This is a genomic window from Bradyrhizobium sp. 186, assembly GCF_023101685.1.
Taxonomy (GTDB): Bacteria; Pseudomonadota; Alphaproteobacteria; order Rhizobiales; family Xanthobacteraceae; genus Bradyrhizobium.
This window is the reverse complement of sequence record NZ_CP082164.1, coordinates 7,452,848-7,478,529: the sequence shown is the minus strand read 5'-3', so window position 1 is coordinate 7,478,529 and position 25,682 is coordinate 7,452,848. Positions and strand designations below refer to the sequence as shown.

Genomic DNA, 25,682 nt, shown 5'->3' with positions numbered 1-25,682 from the left:
ACTATTTCATTCATGCGCACCATCACGTCTTCGGGAGCGGAAAATATCTCAATCGGTGAGCTATCCAAGCATAGCGGCGTGAACATCGAGACCATCCGCTACTACGAGCGCATCAAAATGCTGCCGCCGCCACCGCGCACGGCAAGCGGGCGGCGGGTCTATGGGCCAGCCGAAAAACGGACACTGGCTTTCATCCGGCGTTCCCGTGACCTCGGGTTCACGCTTGAGGAAATTCGAGCCTTGCTGGCCTTGGGAGGGCCGGAACGTGCCTCGTGCGCCGATGTGCATAAGATAGCGAGCGCCCATCTGGCGAGCGTTCGTAGCAAGCTCGCCGACCTCGTTAAGCTCGAAACTATCTTGGCGGAAACGGTCGCTCAATGCTCGGAGGGCGCGACCCCCGACTGCCCGGTGCTCGATATTCTGGATGCCGGTCGGCAAGGCTAGACCACATCTCCAATGCATGTCTGTTGTTGTCCCGAAGCCGACTCGTAGAGCGACCTGGCGACAACATCACCTCGAAGCCAGAGAGGCGCTGTACCCGTTACGATCAGCAGCAAAACTGCGAGCCCAATCTTTGCCCAGGATGTCGAGCGTGGATCTCGAATTGCAAAATGAAAGGCTCCCCATACCCCGATGAGGGCAAGCAGTCCCCAAAGGACAGTAACCGCGATCATGGATCGATATCCCTTGGCGCTACCTAGCGAGCACGGTCTCATAGGCAGCTCAACTTGCTTGTACGGCCTTCCTGATAATTAGAACGTGTGACGTCCCAACAATGACGGAGAAGAGCACCAGGCCGATCTCGGCGCCATGTACTTTAGAAGGAGCATACGTTGACAGCACCCAGATCAGAGATCGAACTGCGAGCGCGAACGCAACCATGCCCCAAAGCCCAACGGCCTTCGATGCATACCATGTCGGCCTGCCATCCAATCCCCATTGCATAGCGATCTGATCGCTGCTGATGCGCGGGCCAAAGTAGAGGTTGCAGGCGGCTAAGAGGCCAACTATGGGCCAAAAGATAAGGTCAGCACTCAACATGAGCGTACTTTCCAGCGGGGCTCCTCAGCCGTTTTGTCTAGCTCAAGCTCCCTATGGATGTCTCAACGAACTCTATCAACGTTGAGTATTTTGGGGCGACTTCAGCTTCTGTGCCCAAGGCGGACATTCGGCCTGTCCACGCGGCAATAGGAGAGCCCGAAGTTCAACACCGATTTCTGTGGCTGAAGTCAGATATTGACTTTCTCTGTCAGGCGTTCGACTGCTCATCCTCTTGCCAAACGTTATTTGCCTTCGCACGTCGACATTGGAGCCGGAGCGTTGCCAACGACCGACGCCGACGTGCAGGCTGCCGCGCGGCCGGCGCCTCGTCAAGGACGCCATCCGCGGCCTGCAATCGGTCTCTTACGAAGAAACGAGCCTTACGCCTTCAGGTCCGTAATCCTCATGATCGCGACCACATTTCCGTCATTGTACGACTGCTCTTTTGTGTCCTTGTCGCAGGTCCAGACATAGTTCTTCTTCGCCGTAAAGGTTTTTCCCTCCTGATCGACCCGAAGCTCCCCTTCGGTGATATGGCAAACCATCGCATTCATCATCGGGGGTCCCATCGTCTTCGATCCCGGCTGCATGATGATATCGCGCATTGAAACGGTCTTGAACCCGGGGATGATCGATGGTGTCCCGCCATCATATTCACGTATCACGACACCTGGCCAGGGCGTCGTATCCTTGTAGCCCGCCGTCTGAGCGGCGGTGGGCTTCACCATGGCCGCCGATGCCGCTGCCAACCCGATTCCCAATGCTGCCCTTCGATCGATCTTGTTCATCGCTTTTCTCCTGAAGCTACAGCAACGAGCCGCCGCAGAAGCGGCGCTCGCATTTCATGGAATGTGAATGGTAGTTCGGACCGAAAAAAAGCGTCGGTCTCTTAAGAGAGCGTGCCTGCCGATGGCGTACTGCTCGTTTGCCCGGACGGCGATTTCGGCTGTCCCGTTTCAAGGGCAACCAGATTATACGCGACCTGGCGCACCTGAGAAACAGAATCAATGCACAATGCAATTTGCAACTGAAGGCTGAAGGCCCGGCGGGTTCACTTCGGAGAGCAAGTCATCATGGCTGACCGGCCCCGCGGCCATGAAGCATGTTGAAATGCCAGCCGCGCTGACCGGCTTCCGCGCCTGAGGAAATGCGAAGAGTTCGAAGACGCGCCGCCAAGTCACCTAATATCGATGTCAGCCGCATGACCACATTTCACCGACAAAATAGCTACCCGGTGATAGACTGTGGGAGCCTGACATCTCGCTCATCCGCAGGGAAAAGCACGGAGGAGTTCGTCATGAAACGCCTGATGTTCATTCCGCTTTTGATCCTGTGGATGCAAGCCGCCGTGGCTGCGTCTCCCACTATTGTCGATGGCGACTATGTCGCCGCGGCCATTGCGCGAAATGCGGTTGTTTGGGACGTGCGACCTGCGACTGCCTACGCCAAAGGACACATTGCAGGCGCCATCAGCATTGGCGATGCGGCGAAAGTCCTGCGCGACGAAAATACCGAGAATTTCATCGCGACGGACCGCATCGAGAAGATCCTCGGCGCGGCGGGTCTGGATCTGCATCGCGAAATCATCGTCTACGGCAGCCGCGGCACGTGGAATCCCTATTTCGGTCTTTATACGTTACAGTATTTCGGCGGCAGCAATGTCCGCGTCTATCATGACGGCATCGAGGATTGGGCCGCCGCGGGCCGGGCGATCAGTCTTGATACCGCGCAGCTTCCGCCCGTTGCGCTCAAGCTGGAAGTCAATCCGGCTGTAGCGGTCACGACCAAAGAAGTGGTGGCGCGGTTGAACGATCCGAATGTGCAGATCCTTGATGCGCGCACTCCGCAGGAATTCATCGGCGAAGATATCCGCGCAATACGCGGTGGGCACATTCCGGGCGCAATCAACATCCCGTACGAACTGAACTGGATAGATCCCGAGACCCCTGCCAAGCTCGCGCGCAAACAGACCACCAATAGCGGCGGCATGTCGCTCAAGGCGGCGGCGGATCTGAAACAATTGTATTCAGGGCTCGAGCCTAGCAGGGAAACCATTGTGTACTGCCAGAGTGGCGCCCGTGCGTCGGAGACGGCGGGCGTACTACAGCAGCTGGGCTTCACAAACGTGAAGGTCTACGACTCGTCATGGCTGGGTTACGGCAATACTCTTGATGCTCCCGCAAACAACGTGACGTTTTTCAATGTGGGGTTATTCAACTCGCGTTTGTCGGCATTGCAGGACAGGGTCAGCCAGCTTGAAAAGGAACTCGCCGAAGCGAGAGCGCAGAAATGATATGCCGAGCACGCAAAAGAGGACGCATCAGCGTCCTCTTTTCTGTGTTGTCAAAAGCTCGATGGGCCAAGGCTTTCGTGTGGGCCAAGGCTTTCGTGTGGGCCAAGGCTTTCGTGTGGGCCAAGGCTTTCGTGTGGGCCAAGGCTTTCGTGTGGGCCAAGGCTTTCGTGTGGGCCAAGGCTTTCGTGTGGGCCAAGGCTTTCGTGTGGGCCAAGGCTTTCATGTGGGCCAAGGCTTTCATGATACGAGCAGCCCCGCCACAGCATCGACCGCCTCACACTGACCCGGGACTGGTCGACCAGTTCTTTAATGATTCAACTGGCAACTGAGATTGAGAATTTTCAGATGCGCTGCCTGGCCTTACAGGCCGCGCGCCTCCCAGTACATGGGCGTCCCGTAATACCGGTGGGTGCGCGTTTCCCAGTCTCTATCCTGCCACGAGTCATCACTGAACTCAGGCGCATCCTTCAGCTGTTGCTCGGTGATACTCGTTCGAAAACCACCAAGCGACGTATCGAATGTCAGAGCGCCCCACGGGACGGGATAATGGCTGTGGCCCAACCCTACAAATCCGCCAAAGCTCATGACGGCATAAGCCACGCGACCTGACACCTTGTCGATGATGAGGTGGTCAACCTCACCGATGTTCTTTCCATCTGCCCCATAAACCTCGGTTCCCTGAATGTCTTCGCTTGAGATGCATTGATGATTCGGATGGGCTGTCGCGCGGGCCATGGCTTCCTCCCTCACAAGTGGGTTTTGGCGACTTAACTCTGACCGCTACAGAGTCGTTCCTGGCGCTCCGGACAACATTTCACAACGAAAGCGCCGCCACAGCGCTAATCACCATCTATCGTCGCCGACATTGGCTCTAACAACCTCCAGTCCCGATGACCTTGCAGAAGACCTGAGACTCCCCGTGACGCAGCCCTGACCTCGAAACCGTAGTCCAAAAGGTGTTGAACGACGCGCCGGTCCAAAAAGCCGGTACCGCCGGAGGCAGTCACTTTTCGGCTGGTCATCCTGCTTCAACCTGACCGCAAACTCGACGCGATGGCTCCCCACCGCCTCGGTCTATACCCGCCGTGAAGGTTTCTACGTGCTTCACAAACGATCGCGAAGATTGGTGTCACACCTTCTTTTTGAACGCAGCGGTCGCAGCAATAATAGATGCCATCCGGCGGCAATTGTTGAGCAGGGTTGATTGCTGCAACGATTGAGGTGCGCTCCCTCTCCCGCCTGCGGGGGAGGGCTGGGGGTGTCTCCGCAATCGAGAACTCCTGTGTGGAGAGAACCCTCGCCCGGCGCTTTGCCATAGCCGAAGCTTTGCCTCGGCGTCCTTACGAGGACGGCCGCCGAAGGCGACCTATGCCTCTCTCGCAAGCGGGAGAGGTCGAACGAGCCCGCGGCCAATCGATTCAACCTAAAAAGCCATTCCGCTTCAGAACTGATACCGCCGCAACCCGCCATCCACCGGAATCACCGTGCCCGTGATGTACCGCGCCACCGGCGAGGCCAAAAACACCGCGAGCGCCGCGAGGTCCTCCGGCTCACCCCAATAGCCGACCGGAATCTCTTCCTCCGCGAACCGCTCGCGATACTCCGGCGCATAGTTGCGGCGGATCTGCTCGCTCATGATGCGGCCGGGCGGAATGCAGTTGATGGTGATGCCGTGCTCGCCGATCTCGCGCGACAGGCCCTTGGCCCAGGCGTGCACGGCGGCCTTGGCCGCGAACGCGGCGTTGAGCCCTTCCGGCTCGGACTTGCCGGTGATGTTGATGATGCGGCCCCATTTGCGCGCGACCATCTGCGGCAGCAGCGCATGCGCGATACGGCGGTAGCTGGTGAAGTTCAGCGCGATCGCTTCGTCCCATTTGCTGTCGGGCGCATCGACCGGCAGCGGTCGGCTGCCGCCGGCATTGTTGACGAGGATGTCGGCATGACCGAGCTCCTTCAACGCAAAGGCCGCGATCTTCTCGGCTGCGTCCTTTGCCATTACGTCCTGTTCGAACGGGATGATCGCGCCGCTGCCGACCTCCTGCACCAGCTGGGCGAGCAGGTCGGTCCGCCGCGCCACCGCCACGATGCGCACGCCTTCGGCTGCAAGTCCCTTGGCGATGGCGCGGCCGATGCCGATGCTCGCTCCGGTGACAACAGCGGTTTTCGATTTGAGCCCGAGATCCATGGTCAACGCTCTCTTGGTTGCTTCTTGCTTGTTGCGATTCGTTTCCAGCCCTGTCCCGCAGGGCATGAATTGCCTGAGCGGGACGAGCAGTGGTAACCAAGAGGGACAGTGAAGGAAACACGAAAAAGAAAAGGCGTGAGCAATGGTCTGGGATCCGCAGCAATATCTGAAGTTCTCCGGCCACCGGCTGCGGCCCGCGGTCGACCTGTTGATGCGGATTCCCGATTTGGCCCCGCGCGAGATCGCCGATCTCGGTGCCGGTGCCGGCAACGTCACCAAGCTGATCAAGCAGCGCTGGCCGGGCGCGACCGTGACCGGCGTCGAAGGCTCGGCCGAAATGGTCGCCGCGGGTCGGAAAGCCGCGCCGGACGTGGAGTGGTCACATCAGGATCTCGGACACTGGCATCCTGCCAAGCAATACGACTTGATCTATTCCAATGCCGCACTGCACTGGCTGCCCAATCATGCGGCACTCTTCCCCTCGGTGATGGAGAAGGTGACGCCGGGCGGCATGCTCGCGGTGCAGATGCCGCGCAACTTTACCGCGCCCTCGCATGTGCTGATCGGGGAGACCGCCCTCAACGGGCCGTGGCGCGCCAAGGTCGAATATCTCGTCACCCCGCCTCCGGTCGAAGGGCCGGCCTTCTATCACGATCTTCTTGCGCCCTTGTCCGAGAACATCGACATCTGGGAGACCGAATATCTCCAGGTGCTCGAAGGCGAGAACCCCGTGAAGGAGTGGACCAAGGGCACCTGGCTGACACGTTATCTCGACGTGTTGCAGGGCGACGAGAAAGCGGGCTTCGAGGCCGCCTATGGCGAGCGGGTGGCGAAAGCCTATCCGAAGAATGCGATGGGACAGACGCTGTTTCCGTTCCGGCGCCTGTTCATGGTCGCCCAGCGCAAGGGCTGATTGCGCTTCGCAATGCGACATAAGCGCTCGCTCCCCTGGATTGGAGCGGGTGCCGGGTTGCGTATGCAACGGCCGTCAAGTTAGCTTGGCTGCGGCAAATTGGGCTTAGGTCTAGTTGTTCGGGTGGTGGATTGCTGCCACTACTGAAACCGGAAAACAAAAAAGAACCCGGTTTTAGAGGTTGTTGGGAGGTTACTTCATGCGCAAGCTGCTTCTTGCGGTCGCCGCTGCCGCTATTCTTGTGGTCCCTGCTGTCGCCGAGGCCCAGAGCCCGATCGTCATCAAGTTCAGTCACGTCGTCGCCAACGATACTCCGAAGGGCAAGGGCGCGCTCAAGTTCAAGGAGCTCGCCGAGAAATACACCGACGGCAAGGTCAAGATCGAGGTCTACCCGAACTCCACGCTCTACAAGGACAAGGAGGAGATCGAAGCCCTTCAGCTCGGCTCCGTGCACATCCTCGCGCCCTCGACCGCGAAATTCGCTCCGCTCGGCATTAAGGAGTTCGAGGCGCTCGATTTGCCCTGGTTGTTCAAGGACGGCGACACCTACGCCAACGCGATGAAGGGCACGATCGGCAAGTGGCTGTTCCAAAAGCTCGAAGCCAAGGGCATCACAGGGCTCGCTTACTGGGACAACGGCTTCCACATGGTCTCGGCCAACCGTCCGCTGGTGAAGCCGACTGATTTCCAGGGACTGAAGTTCCGCATCTCCGGATCGAAGGTCGCCGACCAGTATTTCCGTCTGGTCGGCACGATCCCGCAGATCATGGCATTCTCGGAAGTCTACCAGGCGCTCCAGACCGGCGTGGTCGACGGCTGCGAGAACACGGCGTCGAACTACCTCACGCAGAAATTCTTCGAGGTGCAGAAGGACATCACCGTGTCCTATCACGCGCATCTGCAATATGCCGTGATCGTCAACTCGAAATTCTGGTCCGGCCTGCCGCCTGATATCCGTACCCAGCTCGAGAAGGCGATGACCGACGCGACCGACTACACCAACTCGATCGCCCGCCAGGAGAACGAGGACGCGCTCGCCGAGATCAAGAAGTTGGGCAAGACCACGCTGCATTATCTCACCGACGCCGATCGCAAGGCGTGGCAGGAGGCGATGCAGCCGACGTATAAATGGGCAAAGGGCCGGGTCGGGCAGGAGGTGCTCGATCTCCTCGCCAAGGAACTCGACGTCAAGATGAACTGACGGCCGCGCCCTTATAACAACAACATGAACGGTCGGGGGTCATGCTCCCGGCCGTTTCGCTCTTGAACGACGAGCCGATCCTGGGGGGACCAAGTTGCTGCGTGTGCTGAATCGTGTGCTCGATCATCTCGAGGAATGGCTGATCGCGACGCTCATTGCGGCCGCGACATCGCTCATCTTCGTTGCCGTGCTGCATCGCTACGGGGCGGGGCTGTCGATCGATATTGCCAAATGGGCCGAAGCCCGCAGTTTGACCTTCCTCGCCGTGCCCGCGCGAGCGGCATTCGTCTGGCTTGCCGCGCTGGACCTGTCCTGGGCGCAAGAGCTCTGCATCTACATGTTCATCTGGATGGCGAAGTTCGGCGCGGCCTACGGCGTGCGCACCGGCATCCATGTCGGCGTCGACGTGCTGGTCAATGTCCTGCCCGGTGGATCGCGCCGCCGCGTCATCACGTTCGGCCTGATGTGCGGCGCCCTTTTCACTGCCATCGTGTGCTATTTCGGAGCCGCGTTCGTCGGCCAGATGTGGCAGACCGGCCAGCAATCGAACGATCTCGAAGCGCCGATGTGGTTGGTGTATCTCACCATCCCGCTCGGCTCCGGGCTGATGTGCTTCCGCTTCCTGCAAGTCGCCTGGTCGTTCTATCACACCGGCGAGCTGCCGCATCACGACATGGCCGGAGTCGAGGGCGTCGAGGCAGACCCGGTTCACCCGGCGCCGGTCACGCGCAGTCAGGTCGCCCGCGACGAACGCAGTCCGCTCGGCTGGGTTCTGATGTTGTTGCCGGTCCTGATCGTCGCCCTGTGCTTCGCCCATTCGGCTCACGTCATCACGCTGCCGCATGGCCTGCGCGTCGCCGTGGTTTTCGCCCTTCTGCTGTCGTTGATGCTCACGGGCATGCCGATCTCGATCGCGCTTGGTCTGACCGTGCTCAGCTTCATGTTCACGCTGACCGACGTGCGAACCGAATCGGTGGCGCTGAAGCTGTTCACGGGCATCGAGAGCTTCGAGATCATGGCGATTCCGTTCTTCATCCTCGCCGGTAACTTCCTGACCCATGGCGGTGTGGCGCGCCGGATGATCGCCTTCGCAACCGCGCTGGTCGGCCATTGGTACGGCGGTCTCGCGCTCTCGGGCGTGGTCGCCTGCGCGCTGTTTGCCGCGATTTCCGGCTCGTCGCCGGCGACCGTAGTGGCGATTGGCTCGGTGATCCTGCCCGCGATGATCGCCCAGGGATTCCCGAAGCGGTTCGGCGCAGGCGTGATTACGACCTCCGGCTCGCTCGGGATTCTCATCCCACCCTCGATTCCGATGGTGCTTTTTGCCGTCTCCACCAACAGCTCCGTCGGCAAGCTGTTCATCGCCGGGATCGTGCCGGGGCTTGTGCTGGCCACGCTGCTCGGCGCGACGACCTTCTATCGCGCCTGGCGCAACGATTATCCGCGGATGCCGAAGGCGACCTTCATGCAGCGCTTCGACGCGTTCCGCAAGTCGATCTGGGGAATCCTGCTGATCGTGATCGTGATCGGCGGCATCTACAGCGGTCTGTTCACGCCGACCGAAGCTGCCGCCGTCAGTGCGGTCTACGCCTTCGTCGTCGCGGTGTTCATCTACAAGGACCTCAAGCTGAGGGACGTGCCGCGGGTGCTGCTGTCATCGGCGAATCTTTCGGCGATGTTGCTCTACATCATCACCAACGCCGTCCTGTTCTCGTTCCTGATGACCTACGAGAACATTCCGCATGCACTTGCGCAGTGGATGATCGATCAGGGCCTCGGCTGGATAGGCTTCCTCCTCGTCGTCAATCTCCTGCTGCTGCTGGCGGGCAACGTGATGGAGCCGTCCTCGATCATCTTGATCATGGCGCCGATCCTGTTTCCGGTCGCGATCAAGCTCGGCATCGATCCGATCCATTTCGGCATCCTGATGACGGTCAACATGGAGGTCGGGTTGTGCCATCCGCCTGTCGGGCTCAACCTCTATGTCGCCTCCGGCATCGCCAAGATGGGTATCACCGAGCTCACGGTCGCGGTGTGGCCATGGCTTTTGACGATGCTTGGGTTCCTTGTGGTCGTGACCTACTGGCCGGGTCTGTCGCTGTGGCTGCCCAATCTGCTGGGAATGTAGCTGCGCGAGGGGCGATGGACGAACTGGAGAGCGCGCGCTGAGACCTCGCGCTCCGATGGCGCTGTGCGGATGGCAATCCGCAGCCGGATGCGGTTAGATCATCGTCAGCCAATCAGCCGGGAGGACGAGCAATGACCGAGACCAGCAGCCGCGGGACGGCGGAGACGCCGAAGGAAGCGTCGCCGTCCGTCATCGCGCAGCATGACGCAATGCTGAACGCGCTGCCGTTTTCCGACACGCGCGACTTCGACGACGCCGCGCGCGGCTTCCTCGGCACCATCGAGAACGCGAAGATCACAGGTCCGCAAGGGCGGACGGTCTGGAGCCTCGAACCCTACGGCTTCCTGTCCACTGTTGAGGCGCCGCCGACGGTCAATCCGAGCCTGTGGCGCCAGTCGCGCCTCAACATGCATCACGGCCTGTTCGAGGTCGTGCCCGGCGTCTACCAGGTGCGCGGGCTCGACATCGCCAACATGACGCTGATCGAGGGCGACAGCGGCGTCATCGTCGTCGACACCCTGACCTCGATCGAAGGCGCGCGCGCCGCACTCGATCTCTACTACAGGCATCGCGGCACGCGGCCGGTCGCGGCCGTGATCTTTACCCATACGCACACCGACCATTGGGGCGGCGCGCGCGGCGTGCTGGAGGAGGATGCGCTCGCCGCCGGCCGCGTGCCGATCATCGCGCCGAACCTGTTCATGGAGCATGCCGTCTCCGAGAACATCATCGCGGGTCCCGCGATGCTGCGTCGGGCGCAATATCAGTTCGGCCCGTTCCTCGCCAAGGGAGTGCGCGGTCAGGTCGATTGCGGCCTCGGCAAGTCGATGGCGGTAGGCTCGGTCGCACTGCTGCGTCCGACTGATTTGATCATGGCGACCGGCGACAAGCGCGTGATCGACGGCGTCGCGTTCGAATTCCAGATGGCGCCGAACAGCGAAGCGCCGGCGGAGATGCACTTCTTCATCCCGCGCTACAAGCTGTTGAACCTCGCCGAGAACTGCACCCACAATTTCCACAATCTGCTGCCGTTCCGCGGCGCCGACGTGCGCGATGCGCTGGCCTGGTCAAAGTACCTCAATGAGGCACTGCAGCTGTGGGACGGCAAGGCAGAGGTGATGTGCGGACAGCATCACTGGCCGGTGTGGGGGCGCGAGCGCATCGGCACGATGATCCGGCAGCAGCGCGACCTCTACAAATTCGCGCATGACCAGACCATCCGCCTGATGAACCACGGTCTTAACGCGGCCGAGATCGCCGAGACCATTCAATTGCCGAAGAGTCTCGAAGGAGCCTGGCACGGCCGCGGCTATTACGGTCACATCCGGCACAATGTGAAGGCGATCTACCAGAAATATCTCGGCTGGTACGACGCCAATCCGGTCAATCTCGATCCGCTGCCGCCTGCGGAGTCCGGCAAGAAGTATGTCGAGTACATGGGCGGTGCGGATGCAATCCTCGCACGCGCGCGCAAGGATTTTGACAAGAGCGAGTTCCGCTTCGTGGCGCAGGCGCTCGGCCATCTCGTGTTCGCCGAGCCGGACAACGCGGCGGCGCGCACGCTGTTTGCGGACACGCTGGAGCAGCTCGGTTACGCCGCCGAAAGCGCGACCTGGCGCAACGCCTATCTGTTCGGTGCGCAGGAGTTGCGACAGGGCATGCCGAAAGCGCCGCCCCGTCCGCCGATGCCCCGCGAGACGCTGGCGGCGCTGCGTACGGAGCAGCTGTGGGACGTGCTCGGCATCCGCCTCAACGGGCCCAAGGCCGAGGGCAGGCATATCGTGCTGAACTGGAGTTTTTCGGACACCGGCGAGACCTTTGTGCTCAACCTGGAAAACTGCGCGCTCACCTATACCGAGGGCGTGCGGGCGGAAAGTGCGGATGCCAGCTTCACGCTCGCCCGCTCAACGCTTGATGAGGTGATCGCGAAACTGACAAGCTTCCCGGAAGCCGTGGCCGCCGGCAAGGTCAAGCTTGCCGGCAACCCGATGCGGCTTGCCGAACTGATGGGCCTGATGGACGAATTCCCGCGCATGTTCGAGATTGTCGAGCCGAAGCGGGCGGTGGTGACGTAGCGTCACAGTCGCAACAGACTCAGTGTCGTCCCCGCGAAAGCGGGGACCCATAACCCCAGGGAGAAGTTGTAGCGCGAAAGTGGCAACCACGAATCTTCGCCAAACAACGCCCTGTGGTTATGGGTCCCGGATCGGCGCTCGCTCCGCTCGCTTGTCCGGGACGACAGCTGAGATTTTAGTCGGCTACTCCGCGCTGCTCACCAGCTTGATCCGCGGCGCCTCTGCCTCGGTCAGGTTGCGGTAGGCCGCGAGATAGTCCAGCGCCATTCGTCGCGCCGTGAATCGCGTTTCGAACTGTTTGCGGATCGCGGCGCGGTTCAACTGCGGGAGGCGTTTGACGACACCGGCCGCGCTGATGACGTCCTCGACCACGAAACCGGTCAGGCCCTCGTCGATGATCTCCGGCACCGAGCCGCGGTTGAACGCGACGACCGGCGTTCCGCAGGCCATGGCTTCGATCATCACCAGGCCGAATGGCTCCGGCCAGTCGATCGGCAGCAGCAGCCCGAGCGCGCCGCTCAAAAATTCCGACTTCTCGTGATCGCTGATCTCGCCGATGTATTCGACCAGCGGATTATTCTCGATCATGGGGCGGATCAGCTCGTCATAATAATCCTGATCGGCGCGATCGACTTTGGCGGCGATCTTCAGCGGGATACCGCAATGGGTGGCGATCTTGATGGCGCGGTCGACGCCCTTTTCCGGCGCTATGCGTCCAAGCACGGCGAGATATTCCTGCTTCGCCGGCTTCGGCGTCAACAGGTTTTCCGGCAGGCCGTGGTGAATGGTCCTTACCCAGTTGGCCTGCGGCACCGGCCGGCGCTGCGCGTTCGAGATCGAGATGACCGGGACCTTCGAAAACGTATTGAACACCGGCTGGTGCTCGGGAAGATCGAGCCGGCCATGCAGCGTGGTCACGAACGGCGTCGGCTGCCGGTAGAACAGCGACCACGGATAGTAGTCGAGATGGAAGTGGAGGAAGTCGAACTCCTCGTCGTCACATTTCTGCCGCACACGCTCCAGCATCACCATGTGCAGTGCATTGGGATCGCGCACGGAACCATCGAGCCGGAGCGCCCGGGGCCAGAGTGCATCCAGCTTCGCCGACGTCTGCGAATCGCCGCTGGCGAACAGCGTCACGTCGTGTCCCAAGGCAACCAACTCCTCCGTCAACCAATGCACCACCCGCTCGGTGCCGCCATAAAGCTTGGGTGGAACAGCCTCCGTCAACGGAGCTACCTGCGCGATGCGCATCTCACCATCTCCTCTGCAGCCATGATCTTGAAACCCCCAGCATTACGGCACCGGCAAATGCCAGCCAAGGGAACGTTCCCGCAGTTGCGAAGTTCCTTCCCCGAACGTTACATATTCGACACGTCCGCACGTGGTCTCGATGCTGCCATCACCTCATCTCAGATCGTCCGCATCCGCATGTCGTGATGGCTTCGCCCGGGAACCGAGGCGAAGCGGTCGATGTTCAATCGACCAGTAACAAAATTGGCATCAATACGACGGGGTCGCAATCAAATGGATCATGTTTCTGGATACGCGCGCAGGCCATTTGCCTTTGTCTTGCGCTATCTGCGGCGTCGTATCGTGTCGCATCTGGTGATCCTGACTGCCGTCGTCGCAGCGGTTGCCTGCTCCGTAGGCACGCAGTACGGCGTCAAGTCGCTGGTCGACAGTTTGTCAGCCGGACCCTCGCATGGTGGCAGCGTATGGCTGGCATTCATTTTCCTCATGTCGCTGATCACCGCCGACAATTTCTTGTGGCGGATCGCGAGCTGGACCGCGAGTTTCACCTTTGTCCGCGTCACCGGCGATTTGCGCCGTGACATTTTTCGTCATCTGACCGGGCACGCGCCCAGCTATTTCTCGGACCGGATGCCGGGCATGTTGACGAGCCGCATCACCGCCACGTCGAACGCGGTGTTTACAGTCGAAAACATGTTCGTGTGGAATGTGTTGCCGCCGTGCATCGCCACAGTTGCCGCAATCGCGCTGATTGGAACCGTCAGTCCCTATATGGCGCTCGGCTTGATGGTAATCGCCGGCGGCATGGTGCTGGCAATGTTCCGTCTCGCCGCTGCCGGCAAGCCGCTGCACGACGACTTCGCTGACAAGGCGGCCGTCGTCGACGGCGAGATGATCGACGTCATCAGCAACATGCCGCTGGTCCGCGCCTTCTGCGGCATCAGCCACGAGCACGAGCGGTTCGACGCCACCGTCAATCGGGAACTCACCGCGCGCGGCCGCAGCCTGCGCTATCTCGAAAAGCTGCGGCTCACTCACGCCGGCGTGACCGTCGTGCTCACCATTGCGCTGATGGCCTGGGCGATCACTCTCTGGCAGCAGGGCGAGGCGACCACTGGCGACGTGGTGCTGGTCTGCACCCTCGGCCTCTCCATCCTCAATGCGACGCGCGATCTCGCCGTGGCACTGGTCGACGTCACGCAGCACGTCGCGCGGCTGACCGAGGCGATTGCCACACTGCTGGTGCCGCACGAATTGCGCGATCACCCCGAGGCGGAGCCGCTGGTCAAGAGCGGCGCCGCGATTGCGTTCAACAATGTCACCTTCGGCTATCCCGGTGGCGCAAAGATCTTCGAGCGCTTCAGCCTGCGACTCCAGCCCGGTCAGCGGGTCGGCCTGGTCGGCCAGTCCGGCGGCGGCAAGTCGACACTGTTCACGCTGCTTCAGCGGTTCTATGATGCCGACGAGGGCAGCGTGACCGTCGACGGCCAGGATATTTCCATGGTGACACAGCAAAGCCTGCGCGAGTCGATCTCCGTCGTGCCGCAGGACATCTCGCTGTTCCATCGCTCCATCCGCGAGAACATCCGTTACGGCCGTCCCAATGCGACCGACGACGAAGTTCTGCGCGCGGCGATCGCGGCGCGTTGCGATTTCGTCGAGAACCTGCCGGAAGGCCTCGACACCATGGTCGGCGACCGCGGCGTGAAAATGTCCGGCGGCCAGCGCCAGCGCATCGCGATCGCGCGCGCCTTCCTGAAGGACGCGCCGATCCTGCTGCTCGACGAGGCGACCGCGGCGCTCGACAGCGAATCCGAGGAGGCGATCCGCGAAGCGTTGTCGCGCCTGATGCGCGGCCGCACCGTGATTGCAATTGCGCATCGACTCGCGACGCTGCGCAATTTCGACCGCGTGGTGGTGCTGAAGGCCGGCAAGATCATCGAGGACGGCGCGCCCGACCGCCTGATGCAGAGCCACGGTCCCTACCGCGAGCTCGTGACGCAGGAGATGAGCCGGCTTGCGAAGTTCGCCGCGTAAGCCCAACAGTCGCATTGGCGTTGGTTGGTTGCGTTTCGAAACAAGGCGCAGGGGAAGAGCTCATGTCAGCCGAAGTCGTAACCCAGTTCATATCCGTCGCGCGGACCGTGGAACAGGTGGCCGAGCAGCCCTTCTACATTCCGATGACCGGACCCTCGGCCCGGCCGCGGCGTTCGCTCAAGCACGACGACACCTTCATCGTGCTCGACAGCCATGGCGATATTGGTGCCTCGGCTGGCGGGCCGGACGGCCTGTTCCATTGCGATACGCGCTATCTTGCCCGGCTCGAACTGGTGCTCGACGATCTGCAGCCGCTGCTGCTCGGCTCGAATTTGCGCGACGACAATTCGGCGCTGACCGTCGATCTCACCAATCCGGACATCTACCGGCAGGGCAGCCTCGTTCTGCAAAAAGACCTGCTGCACATTGTGCGCACGATCTTCCTGTGGCGCGGCACGGCCTATCAGCGCATCGGCGTGCAGAACCATGGCGACCGGCGCGCCAGCTTCGCGTTAACGCTGCTGTTCGACAACGACTTCGCCGATTTGTTCGAGGTCCGCGGCGAGCGGCGGCCGCGCCGCGGGCTCGGAACGAGCCGGCTGCTCGGACCGACCGACGTGCTGTTCGACTATCGCGGCCTCGACGACGTCGAGCGCAGGACCGGCCTGCATTTCGACCCGCGTCCGACGCGGCTCTCGGTCAATGCCGCGATCTGGGAGCTCGATTTGGAGCCGCATCAGACGAAATCGCTGTTCGTGGCCGTGTCCTGCAACCGGCCGCTGGCGCAAAAGCCGGCGCGGTTTTTCCAAGGCCTGCTTGCCCATCGGCGCGAGATGCGCCATTCGACCATGGGCGCGGCCAGCATCGAAACCTCCAACAACATTTTCAACGAGGTGCTGTGCCAGGCCATGGCCGACCTCAACATGCTGATGACGGAGACGCCGCAGGGGCGTTATCCCTATGCCGGCATTCCCTGGTACTCGACGACATTCGGCCGCGACGGACTGATCACCGCGCTCCAGATGCTGTGGGTCGACCCCCGTGTCGCCAAGGGCGTGCTGCGGCGGCTCGCACATTTCCAGGCGAAGGCGGTCGATCCGCTCGCGGACGCCGCGCCAGGAAAGATCCTGCACGAGATGCGCGGCGGCGAAATGGCGGCGCTGCGGGAGGTGCCGTTCGCGCAATATTACGGCAGCGTGGATTCAACTGCATTGTTCGTGATGCTGGCCGGGCGCTATTTCGAACGTACCGGCGACGAGAAGACGTTGGTCGAATTGTGGCCTGCGATCGAGGCGGGGCTCGCCTGGATCGACGGACCCGGCGATCCCGATCAGGACGGCTTTGTCGAGTACCAGCGGGCCACCGAAAAGGGCCTCGCCAACCAGGGCTGGAAGGACTCTTACGACGCGATCTTCCATGCCGACGGCCAGCTTGCGGAAGGCAATATCGCGCTGGCCGAAGTCCAGGGCTACGTCTACGCGGCAAAGCAGCTCGCCGCGCGTTGCGCCTTGCGGCTCGGCAAGCCGGACCGTGTGAGGAAGCTCGAGGCCGAAGCGCAGGCGCTGGCCGAGCGCTTCGAGAAGGCGTTCTGGTGCGAGGAGCTTGGCACCTACGCGCTCGCGCTCGACGGCAGGAAGCGGCCTTGCAAGGTCCGCACATCGAATGCCGGGCAAGTCCTGTTTAGCGGCATGATCCGGGAAGATCGCGCCCGCTTGGTCGCCGCCGACCTGATGGGGCCGCACTTCTTCTCGGGCTGGGGTATCCGCACCGTCGCGCGAGGCGAGGTCCGCTACAACCCGATGTCCTATCATGACGGTTCTGTCTGGCCGCACGACAACGCATTGATTGCGCTGGGGCTCGCACGCTATGGGCTCAAGCATTCGGTCGCGCACGTGTTCAAGGGCCTGTTCGACGCCGCGACCTATATGGACCTGCGGCGGTTGCCGGAACTGTTCTGCGGCTTCCGGCGGGAGAAGCGTCGCGGCCCGACGCTCTATCCGGTGGCTTGCGCGCCGCAGGCCTGGGCCAGCGCGACGCCATTCACGCTGCTGGAGGCGGCGCTGGGCATCGAGTTCGACGTGGCGCGTGGCGAGATCCGGCTGCGCAATCCGCGTCTGCCGGCGTTCTTGAACGAGGTGTTCGTGCACGATCTGCGACTGGGCGAGTCCAGCGTCGATCTGCGCGTCAGCCGTCACGGCGACGACGTGGCGCTGGAGGTGCTGCGCACGCGCGGCCAGATCCAGGTGTCGATTGTGCTGGCGCGCTAGCAGGGCGCGCCGCAAGGAGGATGTATGCGCGCCGTTGGATCGTTGGTTTTCAGCGTTGCGATCGTCGCGGGCTTGGCGGTCGCGGTGTCACGCGCCGCGGAGGAGCAGCCTGCGGCCCAGAGCGAGCCGAATGCGCCACCGGCAGCACAGCCGCCGGCCTCGACCGTGCCGGTCACGCCGAAGGACGCCGCGCCGCCGCCGTCGGTCACCATCATCGGCGCGAGCGACGCCCATGGAGTGCTCGGCCGCGACGTGCGCAGCGCAGCCGACGAGGACATGGGCCGCATCGTCGACATCATCGTCGATCGCAGCGGTCATGTGCGCGCCGCTGCCATCGATTTCGGCGGCTTCCTCGGCGTCGGCAGCCGCAAGATCGTGGTCGACTGGAATGCGCTGCGCTTCGGCAAGATCGTCAACAAGAAGGACAGCATCACGCTCGAACTGACTAAGGCGCAGGTCGCGGCCGCGCCGGAATACAAGGAAGATGCACCGATCGTCGTGCTCGGCGCGTCCGGCAGCCTGCAGCCGCTGCAAGCGATTCAGTGAGGCGCGGGGAGGGATGGCCGCCTGTGTTGTCGTCGAGGAAGCCGAACCATGCAGTCGACGATCGCGGTGAACCGGATCTCTTGGCCACCGCGCCGGCAGCCGCGGGCATTCCGGCACCGTCGCGCCAGAGCCTGCGCGGTCTCGACTGGTTCATCTTCTTCCTTGCCGACGTGCAGACCGGATTTGGCCCCTTCATCGCGGTCTATCTGACGACGCAGAAATGGACCCAGGTCGAGATCGGCCTCGTGCTGTCGATCGGCGGCATCGTCGCCCTGATCGGGCAGATGCCGGGCGGTGCGATTATCGACGCCGCGAAATCCGAGCGGCTCGTCGCAGCCCTTGCGATCGCGACCATCGGCTGCTGCGCGCTCGCCTATGCCGCCATGCCGATCTTCCCTGTGGTGGTAGCTGCGGCCACGCTGCACGCGGCGGCGAGCTGCGTGCTCGGGCCGGCGATCGCGGCGATCAGCCTTGGTCTGGTTGGCCCGCTCGCGATCGGCGAGCGGCTCGGCCGCAATGCGCGCTTTGCGTCCCTCGGCAACGGCGTTGCGGCAGCGGTGATGGGTACCGCCGGCTACCTGCTGTCGAGCCGGTCGGTGTTCCTGGTCACCTTCCTGCTCGCGATCCCGACCCTGATTGCGCTCTCGCGCATCCGCGAGCATGAGGTCGACATTGCGCGCTGCCACGGCGAAATGCCGCGCGAGGCCGAGGATCGTGGCGACACCAATCTTTGGCATCTGGTGCGGCAGCGTCCGCTCATTGTCTTCGCCCTCAGCGTGCTGCTGTTGCAGCTCGCGAACGCCGCGATGATGCCGCTGATGGCGAGCGCGGTGACGGCGCGATCGAGCCAGTGGGCGACGGTCCTTGTCGCCGGCTGCATCATCGTGCCGCAGGCGATCGTGGCGCTGCTGTCGCCCTCGGTCGGGCGCAAGGCGCAGCTCTGGGGCCGTCGGCCACTGCTGTTGATCGGATTCGGCGCGCTGATGGTTCGCGGCCTGCTGTTCGCAACTGTGCGCGATCCCTATCTGCTGGTGCTGGTGCAGGTGTTCGACGGCTTCACCGCGGCGGTGTTCGCGGTGATGATCCCGCTGATCGTGGCCGATGTCGCGTTCGGCAGCGGCCATTTCAATCTGGCGCAGGGCATTGTCGGCACCGCGACCGGCATCGGCGCGTCGCTCAGCACCGCGCTCGGCGGCTACGTCAGCGACAAGTTCGGCAGTGCCACCGCCTTCATCGGGCTCTCCGGCGTTGCCGCGACAGGATTTCTACTGATCCTCCTGGTGATGCCGGAAACCCGGCGCAGGGCATGATCGCGGCAAATAAAAAGGCCGGCCGAAAAGAATTCGGCCGGCCAAGTGGGTCGGGAGGAAAAGATCAGGCGTCGAGATTGTGCAGGCGCGCCCGGTTGCGCAGTACGATCTGACGGGCGCCGGAGAAGCCCAAAATGCCCTGGGCTTGAAGCTGCGACAGCGCGCGCGACACGGTCTCGAGCGTGAGACCGAGATAGTCGCCGATGTCGCGCCGGCACATCGGCAGTGCCATCATGCCGGCGACGGCCAGGCGGCGGTCCATTTCGAGCAGGAAGGTCGCAACGCGCTCCATCGCGGTTTTGCGTCCCAGCAGCAACATGTGATCCTCGGCGTGGCGCAGCTCGGACGCCGTCATGGCCCAGAGCTTGCGGGCGACCAGCACGTCGGTGCCGGCGGCCTTCTCGAGGCTCGCACGCTTCACCAGGCGCACGGTGGTGTCGATGATGGCTTCGGCCGCAAGGCGGTGAGCAGGGCCGGATTCGAGGCCGAACACATCGCCGCGAAGATGGAAGGCGCCGATCTGGCGGCGGCCGTCGGAGAGCAGCTTGTAGCTGCGCACGGCGCCGGAGACGACTTGGTAGACGTACTCCGCCGGCTCGTCCTCGCCGTAGATCTCCTCTTCCTTGCGGTACGAGAACTCGGTGGCGACGAGGCCGATATGGCCGGCGATCGCGCCGAACTGGTCGGAGACGGGATGGGCAGGGGCAATCTTGCCACCGATCTGGGTGTTGATCGCCTGGGTGGTGAGTGTCTGGGTCAGCATCTGCGCCATCTCCGTTGTGATGGAGCATTGCTACGCAGGATCATGCAATCCGGAAATTGAGAGCGATATCTTAAGGGAGATTACCTACGTAAAACCCCTTAGGGTCAGTCGCTGGGCCGGTCCTGGATGGCATGGCGGATGCGCTTGACCAGGGTTTCATCGAGAAGCGGCTTCAAAATCACGTCTTTGACGCCTGCCGCTGCCGCCCGGGTCGGTGCGATTGAGAAAGCCGGGCAGGGCGTGCGGGCCGTGGTCGCCGGCGTCACGCCGGCCGACAAGATCGCGCGGATCGAGGGGTTGAAGCGGCGCGGCGCCAAGGTGCTGATGGTTGGCGACGGCATGAACGACGCGCCCTCGCTTGCGGCGGCTCACGTCTCGATGTCGCCGATCTCGGCCGCGCATCTCAGCCAGGCGACCGCCGATCTCGTCTTCCTCGGCCGGCCGCTGGCGCCGGTCGTCGCGGCCATCGATTCTGCGCGCAAGGCGCTGCACCTGATGCGGCAAAACCTCTGGCTTGCGATCGCTTATAATGTCCTGGCGGTGCCGATCGCGATCAGCGGCGTCGTGACGCCCCTGATCGCAGCAGCGGCGATGAGTGGCTCGTCGATCCTGGTCATGCTGAATTCGCTGCGGGCGCGTAGCGCGTCGCGGGAGATTGCGTGATGGAAATCCTGGTCATCCTGGTGCCGCTGGCGCTCATGCTCGGTCTTGCAGGTCTCGTCGCCTTCCTCTGGTCGCTCCGAAGCGGCCAGTATGACGATCTCGACGGCGCCGCCTGGCGTGCGATCGCCGATGACGATCCGCCGCAGGAGGCGCAAGGAGATGCGGCGCGGGCCAAGCGCTAAGCCGAACTTCCCCTCGGGATTTTTGTTAGAGCGTTGAGAGGATTTGAGAAGTTTGGATCGGGCTGATTTTGTAGGCATGTAAATGATGATTTTTGGCTTGCGAATGGCAGGTTTCCGTGATTCGATTCCGGCATGTTCGTCGCCCGCATTCCCAACCGCAACTCACCGCCCGCGATCCTGTTGCGCGAGAGCTATCGCGAGGGCGACAAGATCAAGTCGCGCACGCTGGCCAACCTGTCGCATTGGCCGGATGAGAAGATCGATGCGCTGCGCCGCGTCCTGAAAGGCGAGGAGCTGGTCTCGCCGGCCGAGCAACTGCGGATCGAGCGCTCGCTGCCGCACGGCCACGTGGCCGCGGTGCTCGGCATGGCGCGCCAGCTCGGACTGCATCGCCTTGTCCCGGACAAGCCCAGACGGTTGGCCAGGCTGGCTTTGGCCTTGATCGTGGCACGGGTGATCGAACCGGCCGCCAAGCTGGCCACGGCGCGCCAGCTCAGCGAGGCGACGGCGGCGCATTCGCTGGGCGAACTGCTCGATCTCAGCGCCGTCGACGAGGACGAGCTTTACGAAGCGCTCGACCTGCTCGGCACGGCCCAACCGGGGATCGAGGCGACGCTCGCCAAGCGCCATCTGCATGACGGCTCGCTGGTGCTCTACGATCTCACCTCCAGCTATCTGGAGGGGCGACATTGCGAATTGGCGCGGCATGGTTACAGCCGCGACGGTCGTTCCGACAAGCTGCAGATCGTGTTCGGCTTGCTGTGCGCCGCCGACGGCTGCCCGGTGGCGGTGGAGGTGTTCGAAGGTAACACCGCCGACCCGAGCACGCTGGCCGCGCAAGTCGACAAACTGAAGGCCCGCTTCAAGCTGTCGCGTGTGGTACTGGTCGGCGATCGCGGCATGATCACCAGCGCCCGTATCGAAGCCGATCTGATGCCGGCCGGGCTCGATTGGATCACCGCTCTGCGGGCGCCGGCGATCCGCAAGCTCGCCGAGGACGGCGGCCCGCTGCAATTGTCGCTGTTCGACGATCGCGATATGGCCGAGATCACGTCCCCCGACTTCCCCGGCGAGCGCCTGATCGTGTGCCGCAACCCGGATCTGGCCGACGAGCGTCGGCGCAAGCGCGGCGAGTTGCTGGCGGCGACCGAGAAGGATCTCGCCCGCGTCAAGGCCGCCGTGCAGCGTCAGCGCAACCCCTTGCGCGGCGAGGATGAGATCGGTCTGAAGGTCGGCGCCGTGCTGGGCAAGCGTAAGATGGCCAAGCACTTCCACCTCGCCATCACCGACACTTCGTTCGACTTCAGTCGGATCGAGGATGCCATCGCCAACGAAGCGTCGCTCGACGGCTTCTATGTGCTACGGACCAACGTGCCGGCCGAGAACCTCGACACCGCCGCCACGGTGCGTGCCTACAAGAGCCTGGCCCAGGTCGAACGCGCCTTCCGCACCATCAAGACCGTCGAACTGGAGGTGCGCCCGATCCACCATCGCCTCGCTGGCCGCGTGCGCGCCCACGTCTTCCTCTGCATGCTCGCTTATTACATCGTCTGGCACATGCGCCGCGCGCTGGCCCCGATCCTGTTCGACGATCACGACCGCGAGGCCGCCGACGCCGCGCGCGTCTCGCCCGTCGCCAAGGCCAGAGTCTCGGCCGCGGCCAGAACCAAGGCTAATCGCAAGCACACCCACGATGGCCGGCCCGTGCACAGCTTTCGAACGCTGTTGCAGGATCTCGCCACGCTCACACGCAACATCGTTCGCATCGGTCAGGACGCCCCGGCCGCTATGCTCACAAGTCCAACCCCACTACAACAAGACGTCTTCAATCGGCTCGGCATTCCTATCGCCCCATAATGTAGGCAGACGCGCCGTCACGCCCGCTGGAATTACACGCCAGCTCAAATGCTTACGTCGCTACTCAAGGGGAAGTTCGGGCTAAGGCAGGCGCCTGAGGCCGATCGTGAGCAGCGCCGCGACCGCGAGCGCCGCGCCGACGCCAGTCACGCAGGCGGTCCATCCGAGCGAATCGAAGAGCCGGCCGAGCACGGCCGTGCCGACGAGTCCTCCGCAAAAGTAACAGGCGAGATAGCTACCGCTGGCGACGCCCCTGTTCTCTCCCGCCGCCTGACCGACAAAGCCGGTCACCGCAGCCTGAGCGAAGAAAGTGCCGACGCCGACCAGCACCATTCCGATCAGAACCTCCGCAAGATGCCTGCTCAGCATCAAGGGTAGGCCGATCGCGGCAACGCCGAGCGCCGCCCAGATCGTCGGCCGTGTTCCGATGCGCGTCGCCATCTTGCCGGCAAACAGCGTCGTGACGACCGATGGCAGGAAGACGAAATAGACGAGGCCCAGGTCCATCATACCGAGCGACAGCGGCGGCCGTACCAGCACGAAATTGACGAATGTGAACGTGCCGATGAAGGCGAACAGAATGCAAAAGCCGATGCCGAAGGCCGAGCGCAGCCGCGGATTGCGCCAATGGGCGATGATGGCGGCGAGTGGAGATTCGGTCAGCGTCACGACATGCATCGGCCGGACGCGCTGAATGGTGACATAGACCAGGAGAGCGCCGGCAAGATTGAGCGCGGCGAACAGGTAGAAGTTCCAGGATAATCCAAAAGTGTCGGCGACCGCCGCCGAGATCATCCGGCCGATCAGATTGCTCGCGACATTGCCGGTGATGTAGGCGGCGAACGCGCCGCCGGCGTCCATCGCGCTGCACTGCTCGCCGAGATAGGCGAGCGTCAGCGCGAAGGCGGACGCCATGAAGAGGCCCTGGCCGACGCGCAGGATCGCGAACACCGCGAGATTGGGCGCAGCGGCCAGCAGGCTGGTCGGGATCGCGAGCAGCGTCAGGCTCAAAAGGATGCCCAGCCGTCGATCAATGCGCGGACTGAAGAAGCCGACGACGAGACCGGCGACCGCCATCCCGAATGTGGAGGCATTGACTGCGAAACCCATCGCCGCCGGCGTCACGCCGTAGTGCCGTGTCAGCGAGGGCAGGATCGCCTGCGTGGCGAACAGATCGACCACGGTCAGGAATGCGGTCAGCCCGATCACGAATGAGCGGAGCACGACGCTCGGCGAATGCGCGGGCATTTCCATTGCGGCCGGCTCCACGCGGGCGGACAGATCAGTCATGGCACGATGTCTCCAGTGCAGGACGGTGTCATTCCGGGATGGTCCCAAGGACCAGACCCGGAATCTCGAGATTCCGGGTTCGCTTCGCGCCCCGGAATGACGGAGCGATGATCGCGATTGCGCCCGTTACATGTTGTGGTCGTGCGGATCCTTGCGGACGTCGCCGACATAGAGAATGACCGTCTCCTTGCCGAGGTTTTTCCACCAGTGCGAGGTGCCGAAAACCTCCGGCCTCAGGTCGCCGGCCTTGTGCAGAATCGGATCGATGCAGTTGGAGGCGTATTCGACGATCTCGCCTTGCTGCACGAAGATCAGGGCGGGGCGGTCGTCGTGGCTGTGCCAGGGCACGATGCCGCCGGGTTCGATGGTCAGCTTGCGGAAGCGTAGCTCGCGGCCCTCGATATGGGCCGGTTGCTTGCCGAGGTCGATCGCGCCGAGCGTGACGTCGGTGACGCCGACCGGCTTGGTGTCGACCATCTGATGCGCATTCGGCTTGATCTTGTCGGCCGGGCATTCGCCGGCGAGCGCAGACTGGGCCGAGAACACGAGCGCGCCGGCAAGCACGAGGCCGGGGCAGACCATGCGTGACACGATGGGACGTTTGAACACGGGGAAGTCTCCTCTGTTGGCCGCGACCTCGCTGGCCGCCGGCTATGGCACCAGCTTCGTCGATGCCGCGCTCGGGCTGAAATGCCCTTTCGCTCTCGATGCGATAGCCCGGCGCTATCGCGCCGCGATAGGCGCCAGCTATCGAACCGATTGGGGATCGGCATTTCCGCCTGTGCGGGATCCGGCGTTCGATGGCAGGGCGCCCGATTGGCGGGCGTTCACGTCAATCAGAAGGAGCATCCCATGACGAAACTGTCCAAGACCCTGATCGCCGCCGGCCGCCCCTTGCGCGCGGCCTCAACACGAACCTAGAATTCGACCTGCAACGCCGGAGCGGAAGATGACGTCCCTTTCACCAGCCGATGCCGAACGGCTCAAGTTCGCCTTCCAACGCTGCCGCGACATGGAGGGCACGCTGAACGAGCAGCTCCGCGCCTATGCCGAGGCCGGACGCGAGATCTTTCCGGCCTATGGCCAGGCGGTCGACCGGCTGGTGGCAAGGCTCAACGAGAACGGCGGCGGCGAGAGCGCGCCACGTCCGGGCGCGGCGATGCCGCCCTTCATGCTGCCCGATGAGAACGGCCGGCTGGTTTCACTGCCAGCGCTGCTTGAACGGGGCCCCGTCGCGGTGATGTTCTTTCGCGGCCATTGGTGTCCCTATTGCCGGCTCAACATGCGCGCGGTGATCCAGGCCGAAGCGCGGATCGAAGCGATGGGGGCTCAGGTCGTCGCGATCATGCCGGAGACGCAGGAGTTCACCGAAACATTCAAGGCCGATTCGGGCGCCCCGTTCCCGGTGCTGACCGATCTCGATAACGGCTATGCGCTCTCACTCAACCTGGCGATCTGGCTTGGCGCCGAGATCCAGGGCCTGCTGTCCTACCAGGACATGGCGAAGTTTCACGGCAATGACGGCTGGATGCTGCCGATCCCGGCGGTGTTCGTCGTCGGCCGCGACGGCATCGTGAAGGCACGCTTCGTCGATCCCGATTTCCGCAAGCGCATGGAGATCGACGACCTGCTCGATGCGCTGGCCAGCGCGAGCCGGGAGCACTGACGTCGAGCAAA

At 62.9% G+C, this 25,682-nt stretch carries 23 protein-coding genes and 3 pseudogenes; 17 read left to right on the top strand and 9 right to left on the bottom strand.

The window, feature by feature from the left end:
* Positions 1 to 12 precede the first annotated feature (12 nt).
* Positions 13 to 444 (top strand): helix-turn-helix domain-containing protein, encoded by a 432-nt coding sequence (locus IVB18_RS36065; RefSeq protein ID WP_247985042.1) that lies wholly within the window; start codon positions 13 to 15, stop codon positions 442 to 444.
* Between the two features lie 279 nt (positions 445 to 723).
* On the opposite strand, the gene IVB18_RS36060 is transcribed toward IVB18_RS36065, so the two are convergent.
* Both IVB18_RS36060 and IVB18_RS36055 read right to left on the bottom strand, forming a co-directional pair.
* Positions 724 to 1,041, bottom strand: a complete 318-nt coding sequence (locus IVB18_RS36060) for a DUF1648 domain-containing protein (RefSeq protein ID WP_247985041.1) — start codon at positions 1,039 to 1,041, stop codon at positions 724 to 726.
* 380 nt (positions 1,042 to 1,421) lie between these two features.
* The gene (locus IVB18_RS36055; protein ID WP_247985040.1) at positions 1,422 to 1,829 is read right to left on the bottom strand and encodes a hypothetical protein; all 408 of its coding nucleotides are present in this window, start codon (positions 1,827 to 1,829) and stop codon (positions 1,422 to 1,424) included.
* Between the two features lie 509 nt (positions 1,830 to 2,338).
* Between IVB18_RS36055 and IVB18_RS36050 the strand changes: the two genes are divergently transcribed.
* Together IVB18_RS36050 and IVB18_RS36045 are read left to right on the top strand one after the other, a co-directional pair.
* Positions 2,339 to 3,334 carry a rhodanese-like domain-containing protein gene (locus IVB18_RS36050; protein WP_247985039.1) on the top strand — a complete coding sequence of 332 codons (996 nt, stop codon included), beginning with the start codon at positions 2,339 to 2,341 and terminating at the stop codon, positions 3,332 to 3,334.
* A 77-nt stretch (positions 3,335 to 3,411) separates the two neighbouring features.
* On the top strand, positions 3,412 to 3,663 hold the full coding sequence (locus tag IVB18_RS36045; RefSeq protein WP_247985038.1) for a hypothetical protein: 252 nt from the start codon (positions 3,412 to 3,414) through the stop codon (positions 3,661 to 3,663).
* A gap of 31 nt (positions 3,664 to 3,694) precedes the next feature.
* Here IVB18_RS36045 and IVB18_RS36040 read toward each other — a convergent pair whose 3' ends face one another.
* Together IVB18_RS36040 and IVB18_RS36035 are read right to left on the bottom strand one after the other, a co-directional pair.
* Positions 3,695 to 4,069: a PRC-barrel domain-containing protein gene (locus tag IVB18_RS36040; RefSeq protein ID WP_247985037.1), complete on the bottom strand. Its 375-nt coding sequence runs from the start codon at positions 4,067 to 4,069 to the stop codon at positions 3,695 to 3,697.
* A 706-nt stretch (positions 4,070 to 4,775) separates the two neighbouring features.
* Positions 4,776 to 5,519 carry an SDR family oxidoreductase gene (locus IVB18_RS36035; RefSeq protein WP_247985036.1) on the bottom strand — a complete coding sequence of 248 codons (744 nt, stop codon included), beginning with the start codon at positions 5,517 to 5,519 and terminating at the stop codon, positions 4,776 to 4,778.
* A 142-nt stretch (positions 5,520 to 5,661) separates the two neighbouring features.
* On the opposite strand from IVB18_RS36035, the gene IVB18_RS36030 reads away from it, so the two are divergent.
* The 5 genes and pseudogenes from IVB18_RS36030 (at position 5,662) to IVB18_RS36010 (ending at position 11,836) form a co-directional block, all read left to right on the top strand.
* The gene (locus tag IVB18_RS36030; RefSeq protein WP_247985035.1) at positions 5,662 to 6,432 is read left to right on the top strand and encodes a methyltransferase domain-containing protein; all 771 of its coding nucleotides are present in this window, start codon (positions 5,662 to 5,664) and stop codon (positions 6,430 to 6,432) included.
* Between the two features lie 199 nt (positions 6,433 to 6,631).
* Positions 6,632 to 7,633, top strand: a complete 1,002-nt coding sequence (locus tag IVB18_RS36025; protein ID WP_247985034.1) for a DctP family TRAP transporter solute-binding subunit — start codon at positions 6,632 to 6,634, stop codon at positions 7,631 to 7,633.
* Positions 7,634 to 7,736: 103 nt separating this feature from the next.
* Positions 7,737 to 8,258 (top strand): annotated as a pseudogene (locus IVB18_RS52030) (TRAP transporter small permease); the annotation flags it as partial.
* Positions 8,259 to 8,480: 222 nt separating this feature from the next.
* Positions 8,481 to 9,761, top strand: coding sequence for a TRAP transporter large permease subunit (locus IVB18_RS52025; RefSeq protein WP_247991808.1), 1,281 nt, complete (start codon positions 8,481 to 8,483; stop codon positions 9,759 to 9,761).
* 131 nt (positions 9,762 to 9,892) lie between these two features.
* Positions 9,893 to 11,836, top strand: coding sequence for an alkyl sulfatase dimerization domain-containing protein (locus IVB18_RS36010; protein WP_247985033.1), 1,944 nt, complete (start codon positions 9,893 to 9,895; stop codon positions 11,834 to 11,836).
* A 183-nt stretch (positions 11,837 to 12,019) separates the two neighbouring features.
* On the opposite strand, the gene IVB18_RS36005 is transcribed toward IVB18_RS36010, so the two are convergent.
* Entirely contained in the window at positions 12,020 to 13,090 is a 1,071-nt protein-coding gene (locus IVB18_RS36005; protein ID WP_247985032.1) for a glycosyltransferase family 4 protein, read from the bottom strand.
* 273 nt (positions 13,091 to 13,363) lie between these two features.
* On the opposite strand from IVB18_RS36005, the gene IVB18_RS36000 reads away from it, so the two are divergent.
* From IVB18_RS36000 to IVB18_RS35985, 4 genes are all read left to right on the top strand, one after another.
* Positions 13,364 to 15,127, top strand: coding sequence for an ABC transporter ATP-binding protein (locus tag IVB18_RS36000; protein WP_247985031.1), 1,764 nt, complete (start codon positions 13,364 to 13,366; stop codon positions 15,125 to 15,127).
* 62 nt (positions 15,128 to 15,189) lie between these two features.
* Positions 15,190 to 17,394: an amylo-alpha-1,6-glucosidase gene (locus IVB18_RS35995; RefSeq protein ID WP_247985030.1), complete on the top strand. Its 2,205-nt coding sequence runs from the start codon at positions 15,190 to 15,192 to the stop codon at positions 17,392 to 17,394.
* 24 nt (positions 17,395 to 17,418) lie between these two features.
* On the top strand, positions 17,419 to 17,940 hold the full coding sequence (locus IVB18_RS35990; protein ID WP_247985029.1) for a PRC-barrel domain-containing protein: 522 nt from the start codon (positions 17,419 to 17,421) through the stop codon (positions 17,938 to 17,940).
* A 23-nt stretch (positions 17,941 to 17,963) separates the two neighbouring features.
* On the top strand, positions 17,964 to 19,250 hold the full coding sequence (locus tag IVB18_RS35985) for an MFS transporter (protein WP_247985028.1): 1,287 nt from the start codon (positions 17,964 to 17,966) through the stop codon (positions 19,248 to 19,250).
* Positions 19,251 to 19,314: 64 nt separating this feature from the next.
* Here the strand turns inward: IVB18_RS35985 and IVB18_RS35980 are convergent, their stop codons facing one another.
* A complete protein-coding gene (locus tag IVB18_RS35980) occupies positions 19,315 to 20,013 on the bottom strand; it encodes a helix-turn-helix domain-containing protein (protein ID WP_247985027.1) in 699 nt (232 codons plus the stop codon).
* Between the two features lie 104 nt (positions 20,014 to 20,117).
* Positions 20,118 to 20,225, bottom strand: a pseudogene (locus IVB18_RS35975) (response regulator); the annotation flags it as partial.
* Between IVB18_RS35975 and IVB18_RS35970 the strand changes: the two are divergent.
* From IVB18_RS35970 to IVB18_RS35960, 3 genes and pseudogenes are all read left to right on the top strand, one after another.
* Positions 20,200 to 20,676 (top strand): annotated as a pseudogene (locus tag IVB18_RS35970) (HAD-IC family P-type ATPase); the annotation flags it as partial. The pseudogenes IVB18_RS35975 and IVB18_RS35970 overlap by 26 nt on opposite strands.
* On the top strand, positions 20,676 to 20,858 hold the full coding sequence (ccoS, locus tag IVB18_RS35965; protein WP_247985026.1) for a cbb3-type cytochrome oxidase assembly protein CcoS: 183 nt from the start codon (positions 20,676 to 20,678) through the stop codon (positions 20,856 to 20,858). The pseudogene IVB18_RS35970 and the gene ccoS, both read left to right, overlap by 1 nt.
* A gap of 132 nt (positions 20,859 to 20,990) precedes the next feature.
* Positions 20,991 to 22,715, top strand: coding sequence for an IS1634 family transposase (locus tag IVB18_RS35960; RefSeq protein ID WP_247983724.1), 1,725 nt, complete (start codon positions 20,991 to 20,993; stop codon positions 22,713 to 22,715).
* 81 nt (positions 22,716 to 22,796) lie between these two features.
* Here IVB18_RS35960 and IVB18_RS35955 read toward each other — a convergent pair whose 3' ends face one another.
* A complete protein-coding gene (locus tag IVB18_RS35955; protein WP_247985025.1) occupies positions 22,797 to 24,005 on the bottom strand; it encodes an MFS transporter in 1,209 nt (402 codons plus the stop codon).
* 126 nt (positions 24,006 to 24,131) lie between these two features.
* Positions 24,132 to 24,614: a cupin gene (locus IVB18_RS35950; RefSeq protein WP_247985024.1), complete on the bottom strand. Its 483-nt coding sequence runs from the start codon at positions 24,612 to 24,614 to the stop codon at positions 24,132 to 24,134.
* 16 nt (positions 24,615 to 24,630) lie between these two features.
* Between IVB18_RS35950 and IVB18_RS35945 the strand changes: the two genes are divergently transcribed.
* Together IVB18_RS35945 and IVB18_RS35940 are read left to right on the top strand one after the other, a co-directional pair.
* A complete protein-coding gene (locus IVB18_RS35945; RefSeq protein WP_247985023.1) occupies positions 24,631 to 24,861 on the top strand; it encodes a hypothetical protein in 231 nt (76 codons plus the stop codon).
* A gap of 93 nt (positions 24,862 to 24,954) precedes the next feature.
* Entirely contained in the window at positions 24,955 to 25,671 is a 717-nt protein-coding gene (locus IVB18_RS35940) for a peroxiredoxin-like family protein (RefSeq protein ID WP_247985022.1), read from the top strand.
* Positions 25,672 to 25,682 lie beyond the last annotated feature (11 nt).